Here is an 11,871-nt window from a genome sequence, read left to right as displayed (position 1 = left end):
CCATTGGGCGATTGGTTGCGATCGATGAGCTGGTTATGGCGCCATCATATTCATCTGAGGCATTAATCGTGTTTTGTGCGATCTTGTTGTTTAGTTTGCGGCTGGGGGTGAAATCTGCTTCTGCGAAAGTGCCAATTTTAAATCCGTAAAAACGATCAATTTCATCAAGCTGGCTTTTAATTGTATCGCTCAATTGGAACACTGCAGGAGCCTGCAGGCGTATCGCGGGATCAGGAATTAGCGTGGGGCTTTCAGCTTCAAAATAACGGATCTTTTGCGCGCTACCTAATAGTCTGGTGCGCTTGATAATCAAAAAGGCCTTTCCGTCAAATGCGCCGCGATACAATGTTTGGCCATTTAGCAGTTCTTCTTTGTCTGCTGTGTCGTCCAGATACGACCATAACGATTCAGCCACGGTCGTAGGCAAGATCCCGTCATACAATGAATACTGCTCATTATCCTGAGCACGGCTTGAGCGTGAAAGCCAGTTCAATCCTGGGTGCAGTCTAGTGGTCGCTGTAGCTGCATTTGTTTCATTCTGCTCAATAGCAGGTGATTGGCTAGGCGTCTGCACTTGGGGCGATTGGCTTTGTGTAAACTGCACCGTTAAATCGATATCTGACAATGAAACTTCTTTCATTGCCAGCATGGGTATCACTTTGCTTTGAAGAGCGGCAACGTTCAATTGCGAAGCCTTAATCACAAATGATCCATCTTTAGTAAAAGAGAATCCAATTGATCTCATGCTAGAATCAAACGTATTGGACAATCCTTTAATGACAACCAATCTACCGGCGACAGGATGGTTTACGGAGAAAGCCCTTACATTCTCACCCGTATATTCATTGTGTTTAGTGAAATCGAGCCAAGGCAATTTAACATTCGATACCATTTTCTTATTCCTAATACGGTTAGCGCGCTAAGCTAGTACGAGTTACAGTGTGTGTTCTGTCTTGAGTCAAATCATTACCAATATCGTTTAAATCATATTGGTTTAATGGATTCTCATTTGGGGGTGACGCGAACCGTTGAATTTTGTCGCGCACTAAGGTGTTTAAATCAAAGGACTCAAAATCAAATTTAATATCTGCTTGTAGGTCTTCTACAGCGGCTTGTTCAATTTTCAAATTAAGTTGATCGAAAACCCGGTCAACCGTTGGGAAATCAGGATCACGCTCACATTTAGCGAGCGCGTAGGAAGCGAACATTTGCGCGCAGCTGTAAGCTTCGCCGCGTTCATAAATGCCTGTCTTGACCAATTTCATTGCCAGCAGCCGTGAATGCTTTTCGGCTTGATCAACGTTGATAGGGTTTGGCTCCATCCGGGTAGAAATCATTTCCTCAAACATAGCTCGCGCAGCCGGTGATAACGGCTCTTCTTTCTCAATGAGAGTTTTGCCAAGGTTGCCGACCCAATCCTTCATAGTCCCAAAAACTTTATTCATACCTTTTGGTGCATTAGCTTCAGCTTCTCTTTCACGTAAAAATTGCTCAAACCCCCGCGCGAACTTTTCGTCGTGGACTCGCTTGATATCGTTAAATGAATTAACACCCAAATAATCAAGAATCTTATTTTGGAATGGAGAAGGGCGCCGACCTTGAGCGGTGATACCTTCAAAATGCAGAAACATATGTCCGCATTCATGATTAAACGTATCGCGGTTGGCCGCGTGCGTTAATTTCATTAACGATTCGCGGGGTAAAAGGGTGATGTTCGCTTTAGGTGTTAGGTTTAACTCAGCAGCTATATTTTGGAAGGGCGTGCCGTTGAAAACGATTATTGGTTTAAATGATGAAACTTGAGGCAGCGCCGGGGTACGATTTGAGCGCTCTTCATCAGTTAATTTCCAATCTTTAGCCGTAAGCCTTGCCTCGCGTTCACCAGCATGATTCATATATAGTGAATGAAAGTGATCGTTCCAGTGTCCTTGTTGAGCTTGATCAAATGCGTAGGCAATATGTGACAGTTCAGCTTCAATAATGTCAATTTCACGCCCAATAATTCCTTTGTTGTCATTTGTGATACGCAAATCCTTCAGGCGATCATTTAGGTCTGCTTCACGGTCTGAAAGAGCAGTTAAATAAGCTTCCCACAAAAAATCTGAGTTGGTTCCAGCTGCAAATTGTTCAACGTTTTGAATAGCGTGCTGAATTTCATGCAGAAGATTTTCTTGCAGTGAGTTGAAATTATTGCTTTGAGCAGTAATGTTAGGCTTATGAATTTGATCTGCACCAACTATCGCATGGCGAAAGCCTCCGTTATCTTCCATCCCTCTAGCAATATTTGCATTGACTTGAAGGTTAGCCAGTAATGGATACGCGGCAAATAACTTGGGGTGATCTATCAGATCTTTAAGCTTGCCGTTAAAAATCAGTGTGTCCCCCTGGCGCTCAAATGCAGTAATATTTAATTGTGATTCACGATCGCTAATTTCATATCGCCAGCAATCATCTTCACCCATAAACCAACCCGTTTTTTGTCTTACCGCTGATTCATCTCTACCTTCGGCAATAAATTGCTTTGCGGCTTCAAGTGCTAGTCTGTTTGCTGTTAGAGAATGAGCCCCAGCAAATTGAAAAAGCGCGCCTTCATCTTGGTGTAAAAATGAATCGATCCAATTGGATGTATGAGAGTAAGACATGTAATTTTCCTTATCGGGTTTGATTGTTAGTTGGTTGGTATGCAGCTGACAAAACGCTATCCAGATCTAAATTGCTCAAATCCAATTGACTAAGATCAACCGGCTCCTGAGAAGTAATTTCTTCAGGCTTACTTACAGGTTCCGCAGCAATGACCGGGGATTCCTCAACCGGAGGAATGCTTGCAGCTATTGGTTGTGATGCTGGTTGCTGATTAATTTGTGGTTTGCTTTCCGCAATGTGGATTTCGTGCATATCCCGTTTTGCGGATTGCAATACTGAAGGAAGTTGATTTTTGTTAATTACGATCGCTCTGTGGTTAGCTTCATAAACTACGTTTATATCTGAGGCGATTTTTTGAAGTGTTTGAGCCTGCTTATCATTTTTAGCGAGTACAACCAGCTTTGTTGAATCTGTCCGATTGGTACGCACCTCAATTGGTAAAATGGGCTGTTGAGCGGTGCCTGTCTGCCCGATCGGCTGCTGCACTTCCGCAGTTGGTGCGGTAGGGATATTCACAGGTGCCGGTGAGGCTTGCGCTGGCGTCGCTTGCGCTTGCTCAGCTGTAATATTTTGGTTTTGACTAAGTTCCTGTCCAAATAGCTTGCTTTCTTCGGCATTGGGCTTGCCGGTCAAGCTGGCTACTTGGTTACGCTTAAAAGGGCTCACAAAAAGAGCTTGAGGTAAGCCCGAGTTTGGAGATTTTCTAATCCCAATTACTGACTCGGTAAATAGTGAGGTTGCCTTTCCATCCAGCTCACGGCTAATACCTTTGATTGGTCCATTATCCGATTGCATATTTTTTTGCATGGTTTTACGGCCAACAAAAATGGTGCTTCCTGGAATCACCTCAACTTGGTAATTTGGATTTGCCATTGCTTTTTCTAAAACGCTGCGTTTTTGCTGCCAAAACTGGTTATTTGCTAAATCGGCTTGAACCATATTTCGTGTTTTTGGTTCAGAGTATTCTTTATCTGCTGGCTGGTAATACCCGGCACTCATTTCTATCAAATTGCTTTCAGTGCCAGAGGAAAGTCGCACAAAAACATTTACGGCTCCGGGGCGGTTGAACCATTTTTTATCTGCATCGCGTGCTGCTGAGTCGAGCGCATTAAGTACAGCGGCATCAAGATCGCTCATGGTATTAACGTGCATCGCTTTATCTGCAGCCATAAGCGTGATGGTTTGAGTCTTTCCATCAGCAGGATTATTGGCATTTTTAAAGCGTGGCTGATTTACTCGCGCCAAGGTTCGCAGTGCCCATCCTTCTTGCTGGTTAGGGCTTACACGATTCAACCAACGACCGTTTAAGACTGTGACATTATTTCCACCCAGCGCAGTAAGCGAACTATCGACGTATGCAGCCTCTACAATCAGTGTGCCGCCAACTGCCGTGGTGACGGGCGTAGAACTATTTCTGTCATCATGAAATTGCGCTATCAACGGGCGAGAGCCGTTTCCAACAGATCGCAATGCAACTTCAACCTTTTCTCCCGTATCCCAACGAACACCCGTAACCCGAGCTGATTGTTCCGTTTCATTACCACCAGGATTCGGCAAGATGTAGCCGGTAACTGAAATCGGTACATTTTCAAGTGATGAATTTGTTTTTTTTACGCCAAAGGCCTGTAATAAATCTTCGCTCATGTTTGGCACCTATCGTTTAATTCGGGCAGTGGAGTTTTCGGTTGTCTGATCGACTGTTTGCTGTACCGGCTTATCAAGCGCAGCAATAGCAACATCCACCAAAGGAGTTGCTTGTTCGGTCAATGATTTAAGGAGGGTTTGCGTTTCTTTTTTCCGGCTGACTAGAATTGACGTTTCATAGGAAATAAGACGCCCGGGGTTGATCCCCACTAATTCCACTTGTGAAATCAATTTGTCTGGATCAATTGGAGCAGGGGATATAAATGCCGACATATCGACTTTTAGCTCTTGTAGCTTTTCAGCCATGGCTAAGGTGTCGTAATCACGAATGTTTAACTTTGGTCTGTCTTTACGAAGGGTGGATACGTCAACACCATATCGCGTCAGAAGGTCTATAGCTTGTTCTTCATCCAACACCGGCTTGCGCGAAATGTTGATGTGACTTGACTGCCCGAGAGCGCCTTGCTCACTTACAGACGCACAGATAGTGCCGATATCCTCCTGAATGCCCTTAATTTTTGCCTCAATGGCTTTTTGGGCAGCTTGCAGGCGTATTAGCTCTGATTCTTTTGTTACGAGCTCTCCTTTTTCTGTATCACTGAGTACATGGTCGGCGCGTAGATCAAGCTCAGGGACGTTACCGTCAATCACGCATTGCCAGTTCACAGCGCAGATTTCAGCAATCAATTCTTCTAGTGGGCGATCAACGCCATTGAAATCGATTGTTGGATTAATCGGTTGATCGGAAAAATTCAACCGCATGCCAGGGCGCTCATACTTCAGCAATGCAACCATGTCATCAACTACTGCATTCAGCTCTGCTTGGCCTCCGCGCGATAAGCGGTCAATAAATGCGTCAGTCAGTACCGGGGGTAGTTCGAGATGAATATTTTGTAGTTGATCAAATGCGGGGAGATTGCGGGCTTTGCTCATCATGTTGTAGTGATTGAGCTGGACGCAATAATGGAAATCCTTATCCGAATTTGATAGCTGTTCCTCGCCAGATCCTGGGACTTTTACATCGGCCAGAACTCTAACGCCATCACTGCGAATCCATGGGAAATCAATATTTCCTGAAATACCGAATGGATCATTTGGGTTGCTAGATTTAAAGGAATCAAGGACAGCGTTATCACGCTCACCACCGTACAGTTTCAAGGTGGCCCTGATTACGGCCTCTTCTAAAATTGTGCCTTTCCGCATAAATCGGTTGGTTGGCGCAGGCAATATGCGCATGAGCTTTTCATTAACCAGCTCAGGAGCAGAAGTAAAGAGAGCAGGGCGTCCCATTGCTTCAAGAAGCAGGGCACCAGACTCGCTACCACCAAAACCATTACCAAGGCGATCTATTAACCACAGCAAGCGCTCAGGCTGGCGCTCTGCTACGTGCGATATCCACCTTTGAGCATCTTCACGGCGAATACGCGAAAACTGCGGAAGGCTTCTAAGCTTTTCGGCAATCGAGTTATTCATACATGGCATCTACATAATATTGGCACCAGCCGCATGGCGGCAGATGGATTGCAGGATCAATATATAATCCCACAAGCAGGATATTACTATAATGTGCAAATAAGTCAAACGGCAGGTTATGCGTACCATACATTCACTTGGAGTGGTTGGTTGTTGCTCTATGGGGGTGCTAATTGCACGTTTCTGATCAAAAAATGGCAAAAAAAAACGCCACCCGAGGGTGACGTTGAATGAAATGCGCCCACTTTCGACGGGTACCCAAGGCAAAAGGGCTAAGTGCGCGCATGCCGTTATTTTCTCATAGAATGCAGAATAATAGTATTATCCCAAAATATAAATTTTAGTATTTGATGAGGGAAAAGCTGTAAATGGCGTTATCAATTAAAGAAGCACAGAAACAAGGGTTACTTTCTGCACAGAAAGCAAAATCACTACGCGCGGAAATGGACGTACAAGCAAAGAAAATCACCCAGCGCCTTAGCCTCGCTGCAGGTGCGGCGCTTTTTCCCAATCAAGCAAAAGGTAAAAGTGGTGAAGATCCTCAGAGGAAGATATTTGATGCACTGGAGAAGGCGTATCCTGGCATCGCTATGTGGGAAGTCGAGGGATTGGTGCCGGGCAGAAAATACCGCTGCGATATCTATTTGCCTGAGTCGCGCGTAGTCGTGGAAATGGACGGATACGGACCGCACCGCAGCAAAGAACAGTTTCAGTCAGATAGGGTTAAACGCAACCTGCTGGCAAGCACCGGCTATATCGTGCTTGCTTACTACTATGCGCAAGTGAAGAACGATATCGACGGCGTTATCGCGCAAATACTGGCAACGCACAATTTGTACAGACCATTCATGACTGAATTGTTCAAGGCGCAATTGGCTGCGTCTGTTATTGAGCTCAGCAATTAACTAGAAACTAAAAATTTAGCAAACTCACTATCATTACTATGAGGTTTATCGATGACCAATGAACACATAGTTGAGGCCATGCAATTTCAGTCGGGAGCAGGGAAGGACTTGGAATGTGATGTTGAGTTAGAGAGTGGCCAGAGCAGAAAATTTCGATTTAGTGGTCTGGCGTCCTGCATCAGCGATTCAGATTCGATTTATTCAATACGATAGGCGAAGTAGGCTTGGTTGCGCCATCCCTGAATTCATTATTTTGGTTGTGATCGATCTTTTTTAGGAAAAAGATATCCATAAGATTTTGAAACATGCTCTCGGCTAATCCCAACCAAGCGCGCAACTTCCACTTTGGTAACTTTTTTATCCGTTTTTTTTAGGCTCTGTATTGCTTCCTTAATTGCAGATTCTGTCACCTCCTTTCTAAGTCGGAAACCCACAACATGAGGATTTCGATTATCAACATGCAGAGTTGGCCATTGTTGCGCCAACCGTTTGAATATCGCCTGACCATCTTCAATAATTTCATGTGGTTCAACTGACACGAATATTCTTCCGCGAATCGCAATTAGCGCAGCTTGTAAGATTTTATAATCCAGTAAGCCCAAGTCGGTGAGATCCACGTGGTATTCATAGCCGTTATAGAGTGAAAGTAGAACCTGGGCAGCAACCCTCGCGTTTGAGGTGTCATTTTGAGCCACACCAACCAAAAGTAAAACTGCTGCCCGGTAATCAATTTCAGTTACTGACAACTGGCTATGTAGAAATTCCTGCTCTTTGATTGTTGCAATAATATCTTCCGGCATTTCTTTACTCATGCTAAGTCCAACCTGACGACCACCGGTGGTAGAGAGAATGATCTACTAACTACCGACATATTCTCTATTTAACTCGCCTAGTAATTGAAACTATGGGTTTTTCCGATCTGACTCCAGAACTTAATGCTATCGCTACCGCCTAGAGTCGCAACCATAAACTTTACTCGCTTAACTCCGGGCTCAAGAGTGGCCAACCAGTCATTAACCAGCTTTGCCCCAATGCCTTGTTTACGAAAAGGAGGGGGGACGTAGCAACCTTATGCTAGCAATTCGCTGCCAGACTTTGATAGCAATTTGCAGCTTCCCAGCATCCTGGTCGAGTATAGGTTAGACCTAGTTCCTTATAAGCTGATAGCTTGGGTCAGCTGTTTTTTATGTGTGACAGTCACATCATTTAAATCTATCGACGTAAGATCAAGCTGATTTAGGTGATTAGTTTCAGTTAGAACTTTTGCGCTTTCATCACGAGACAGCAATCGGGAAGCTATAAATTTATCGTGATTGATTACGATAATTGAGCGCGGCAGACCATGCTTGGTCATCATGTCATGCACAAACCTGTCGCCCTCAACGGTGTCGAACCCACGATCGGGGAAGGACACAGCATCAAATCCTTCTTGTCTGGCCTGTTCAATCAATTCGTCCGCAGTAAGGTGATAATCATCGAACCCGCGCGGCATGTATTCCAGTTGTTTGATGCGCGCCTTGGTCGCGTCAAACTCAATAACGCTGCCAGATAGTTTGTGTACTTTGCCTAAATCATCCAAGGTGGTTTTATCATCCAAGAGCGTGCGATTCTGCTCTGCCATGGCTGCAAACCACTTAGCAGCGGGTAAGCTTTCAGTTAAATAAAACTTATTGCCTTGATCAAAAGCATTGGCACCTACGCCTTTGCCAGATAGAGCAGCATCGAAACGTTGAAAAAAATTATCAAGCTTTGTGCCGTGGTAAAGCGTCAATGTGGTTTTTACTTGAGGATTTTTCTGGAAGTGAAGTTCATCTTCGACATCTTCAATCCAATGTCGGCAATCATCTTCGGGCGCGATGACTTCGGGCGCAGGAGTGCTGTAGCCGTTTACACCGAGAGTAAGTGCATTTTCGATTTCATCATAAAGGGCACCGGTATAGGCAGGGGTAAATCCGAGCTTTTTCCAGAACTTCATGCTATCGCTACCGCCTAGAGTCGCAGCCATAAGCTTTACGCGCTTAACTCCGGGCTCAAGAGTGGCCAACCAGTCATTAACCAGCTTTGCCCCAATGCCTTGTTTACGAAAAGGAGGGGGGACGTAAAGAGTGTCTATATAAGCAACTTCGCCGACTGTATACGCATCGATGTAAGGCTTTTCTTGGTGAATATCTTCATATCCGGGTACTGCCTCATTTTTGATTTCCACTGCCAACTCCGTACCCAAATGATTTAACAAGCGCGCAAGTAAACAAAATTGGATTCTAGCCAATATTTAACGAATAACGAATATTCCCGCGCCACATTTCATTAAGCGAACGGTCGATAGTTGCTGAATTGACGTGAAGACGAACACCCCTGACCTAAATTCGTGATTAAAAATGATTGACCTGGAGTCAAGAGGGGGAGAGGGGGAGGGGCGTGTTTAGCATGGCCAGAGTGACCAATCACCATCAATTAAAATGAAAGTGCTGCGCGAATCTATGCTGGATTGTGCCACATTATGCTAGCAATTCGCTGCCAGACTTTGATAGCAAAATGCGGGTACCTTTAAAGTCACACGAATTCACAACACTAAAAGCTCGCCTGGATTAGCCCGAGGCAACCCTAACTAATAATTAAGGCTCGCAGGTAATACCATACGCACGCTACGCAGACCAACCCCCTCGCCGCACCTTCTTACGCCACCCCCAAACTCCTGATTACTTCTTATCACTAACGTAGCACCTGCATCGCGCAGCGATGCTTGCGTGGGGGGCGGGGCCGGGGGCCCCCCACGCATAGCTGCAGAGTGGCACATACGACCATAAGAAGGGAGTACCCCGACCATGGGGGTGGTATCGTGTGCGTATGGTATTATTTGCGATCCTCATATATTCTTAAATCTTTAAAAGCGGTTAATCAGTGGAGGGGGTAATGCCACCCAAAAAGAAACTCTCCTACCCGGAGCAATACGCCCAAGCAGTAGAGCTGCTGGACGGGCTTGGCGCAGGCCTTGAAATGTCCTCATGGACGCCATACGTGTCAGATAGATTGGCCGCACTGCAGGCGCAAGCAGCGCGCGTAAGTGAAGGGGTGTTGGCCAGCACAGGTTTTGCGTACTTCAATTTTGACGACACCATCTTGAGTGATTGGGATTCCGCGCGTCCTGCGGTCGCAGAATTTCTGCAGTATTGGAACAATAGGGATGGATATACCAAAACACCGGCATTAGCCGCGGTTGCCGCTGTCGATCGAGCCACACTTCAGCACGCGGTTGTGCTTAATGGCATGAAGGCCGATTGGGAGGAATTGCATTACAGCATTCGACTTGTGGCCGGTCGCAGTGCAAGTGAGGAATTTGATAGTCGGATTGCCAGTGAGAATATGCGCAATTTATTGCGTCATATTGGAGAAGGCCGACTTAACCTGGATGCAACCGATCGGAAAATACCGATCGTGGACGGCGCACCGTTGACTATCCGCTGGTTTAAAGCCAATGCCAGACCGACCGCGCGCCGTACTATCGCAGATTTAGTTGCAGATATGCTGCGAATTCGAGAGGTAACACCTCATATGGACCCGCAAATCCGGCAGGAATTAGATGCGGATATCATCAAATACTCTGCTATCGACCAAACCAAGGAAATTGCCTTTCGTGTGCGCCGCGAAAATACCAAAAGCCCTTTGGTGAGTCACCGGTTCAGGTCGGCCTATGTGGACGGCAAGATTCGCAGGCGTACAGCCGGGTATGCGGCCAATCCTATTCTATGTCTTGCAACTGATCCTGTATTCACACCGTCGTTGAATGTGTATGAAGAAACTGCTGCGACTGCAGATGGAAACAAAAAGAATGTACAGGCAATGGGCCCTTTAGAGCGGGTATCCAGCAAAAGGTTAACTACCGTCCCATTTGGGGATCTGCAGTTTTACTTTTGGTACAGCGATGCGCCCGAACGCAAAGCCAAGCCGCCAGTGACCACAAAGAAAAATCCATACTCCGCAACCGCCTTCCCCGGATTGTGGTTAGGGCCGCGTAAAGTAGCAGACGGTTTGAATCCAACCGTCATAGTGCAATTGGCAGCTGACCGTTCTCAAAGGAGGTTCAGCATATCCAAACACGGCTTGGAGTCTGCCTGGGCGCAAGCCGCGAAGGTATACAGTGCCGATCGCAATATCGAGCTGGATGCAGTATTGGCGATGAGGCCATCGATGCAGGCAGTTAACGACATGCTGGCATGGGCAGAGCAATTTTCATGAACAAGGGTAACTATGCTCGTAAATATTGAAGAAATAGAAGCTGCAGGCCTTGATGTGAAAGTAGTTCGCAGCATTGCGCGAAAATTGAGTAATTCCGCAAAAGAAGCTGAGAAGCACGGAATTCAGATTTTTGGGGGTTCCGGCTCGGGCTCTCTGCGCTTTAATGACTCCCATGAAATGGGCAATCTGATAATCGCTCATTTGGATTGCTATAACTGGGATGGCGGAGACGGTGGCAATTGCTTTGATGCCGATGGCCTTGAGCGCGGTGAATTTTAAACCAAGATACATTTTTCGACGAAGTTATCATCAATCTTTGATGTTCAGGTCTATGAAATATCGTAGACCTTGCATGCTTTCTTAAAACGGCAGTCGTTTTCGTAGTACCAGCCACTCAACATGATCACACATGACAATTGGCAAACATTTCACGAACCTCGCTCAAGCATCTCTGACTTTTAGTTTTTATATTCTGCTGGCGTTTTCGTAGAAGTTCTCAGCAAAGTTTTAACAGCGCGCGAATTCCGAATATTAAGTATCTTTTTTAAGAACTTTCGTTCTTAAAACCTATTTATTTCGAGGTTGACCCTTTTGTAAATTTTCCATACCTTGTTTTAGGCGCCACAACATATGAAGGAGGTAAATATCTATGACGGCCACAACCAAAGGCCGTGGTTTTCGTGTCGATCGTTGCAGCAACATTTTTCGGAGTATTTATGAAAAGCAATAATGTTGTACCTTTTAAAAAACCAAACACCCGTACCGATGAAACAGTAAGAGATATGTGGTATTCACCGTATGAAATGCCGAATGGGAATATCGTTTATGGCGCTGCAGCAATGAATGCACGCGTTAAACAGGCTGGCGGGTTGCAACAACTGTTGAATACTTACGCTGAAGGTTTTTTCAATCAATATTCCAATATCAGCAAGAAGGCATAAAGGAAACACGTTAAATTTAGGTTCACGAT

10 protein-coding genes are annotated in these 11,871 nt (G+C 45.5%); 4 read left to right on the top strand and 6 right to left on the bottom strand.

The genetic code is table 11. The features are described from left to right. From NNX04_RS22675 to NNX04_RS22660, 4 genes are all read right to left on the bottom strand, one after another. Positions 1–892: hypothetical protein (locus NNX04_RS22675; protein WP_261948696.1), on the bottom strand; the 892-nt coding region annotated here is incomplete at its 3' end. A gap of 19 nt (positions 893–911) precedes the next feature. After that, positions 912–2,642 carry an LPD23 domain-containing protein gene (locus NNX04_RS22670; RefSeq protein WP_261948695.1) on the bottom strand — a complete coding sequence of 577 codons (1,731 nt, stop codon included), beginning with the start codon at positions 2,640–2,642 and terminating at the stop codon, positions 912–914. Positions 2,643–2,652: 10 nt separating this feature from the next. After that, positions 2,653–4,287: a hypothetical protein gene (locus NNX04_RS22665; protein ID WP_261948694.1), complete on the bottom strand. Its 1,635-nt coding sequence runs from the start codon at positions 4,285–4,287 to the stop codon at positions 2,653–2,655. A 9-nt stretch (positions 4,288–4,296) separates the two neighbouring features. Further along, positions 4,297–5,760: a hypothetical protein gene (locus NNX04_RS22660; RefSeq protein WP_261948693.1), complete on the bottom strand. Its 1,464-nt coding sequence runs from the start codon at positions 5,758–5,760 to the stop codon at positions 4,297–4,299. A 368-nt stretch (positions 5,761–6,128) separates the two neighbouring features. Here NNX04_RS22660 and NNX04_RS22655 point away from each other — a divergent pair, with 368 nt between their 5' ends. After that, positions 6,129–6,665 carry an endonuclease domain-containing protein gene (locus NNX04_RS22655; RefSeq protein ID WP_261948692.1) on the top strand — a complete coding sequence of 179 codons (537 nt, stop codon included), beginning with the start codon at positions 6,129–6,131 and terminating at the stop codon, positions 6,663–6,665. Positions 6,666–6,913: 248 nt separating this feature from the next. On the opposite strand, the gene NNX04_RS22650 is transcribed toward NNX04_RS22655, so the two are convergent. Together NNX04_RS22650 and NNX04_RS22645 are read right to left on the bottom strand one after the other, a co-directional pair. Next, entirely contained in the window at positions 6,914–7,477 is a 564-nt protein-coding gene (locus NNX04_RS22650) for a DUF7673 family protein (RefSeq protein ID WP_261948691.1), read from the bottom strand. Between the two features lie 341 nt (positions 7,478–7,818). Continuing rightward, positions 7,819–8,871 (bottom strand): GNAT family N-acetyltransferase, encoded by a 1,053-nt coding sequence (locus tag NNX04_RS22645; RefSeq protein ID WP_261948690.1) that lies wholly within the window; start codon positions 8,869–8,871, stop codon positions 7,819–7,821. 707 nt (positions 8,872–9,578) lie between these two features. Between NNX04_RS22645 and NNX04_RS22640 the strand changes: the two genes are divergently transcribed. From NNX04_RS22640 to NNX04_RS22630, 3 genes are all read left to right on the top strand, one after another. Beyond that, positions 9,579–10,901, top strand: a complete 1,323-nt coding sequence (locus tag NNX04_RS22640) for a hypothetical protein (protein ID WP_261948689.1) — start codon at positions 9,579–9,581, stop codon at positions 10,899–10,901. A gap of 12 nt (positions 10,902–10,913) precedes the next feature. Beyond that, a complete protein-coding gene (locus tag NNX04_RS22635; RefSeq protein ID WP_261948688.1) occupies positions 10,914–11,180 on the top strand; it encodes a hypothetical protein in 267 nt (88 codons plus the stop codon). 437 nt (positions 11,181–11,617) lie between these two features. Next, entirely contained in the window at positions 11,618–11,842 is a 225-nt protein-coding gene (locus tag NNX04_RS22630; protein ID WP_261948687.1) for a hypothetical protein, read from the top strand. Positions 11,843–11,871: the final 29 nt, after the last annotated feature.

Origin of the sequence: Cellvibrio sp. QJXJ (assembly GCF_024452345.1) — a bacterium.
Classification (GTDB): domain Bacteria; phylum Pseudomonadota; class Gammaproteobacteria; order Pseudomonadales; family Cellvibrionaceae; genus Cellvibrio.
The sequence above is the reverse complement of the archived record's forward strand: the minus strand, read 5'-3'. Positions and strand labels throughout refer to the sequence as shown.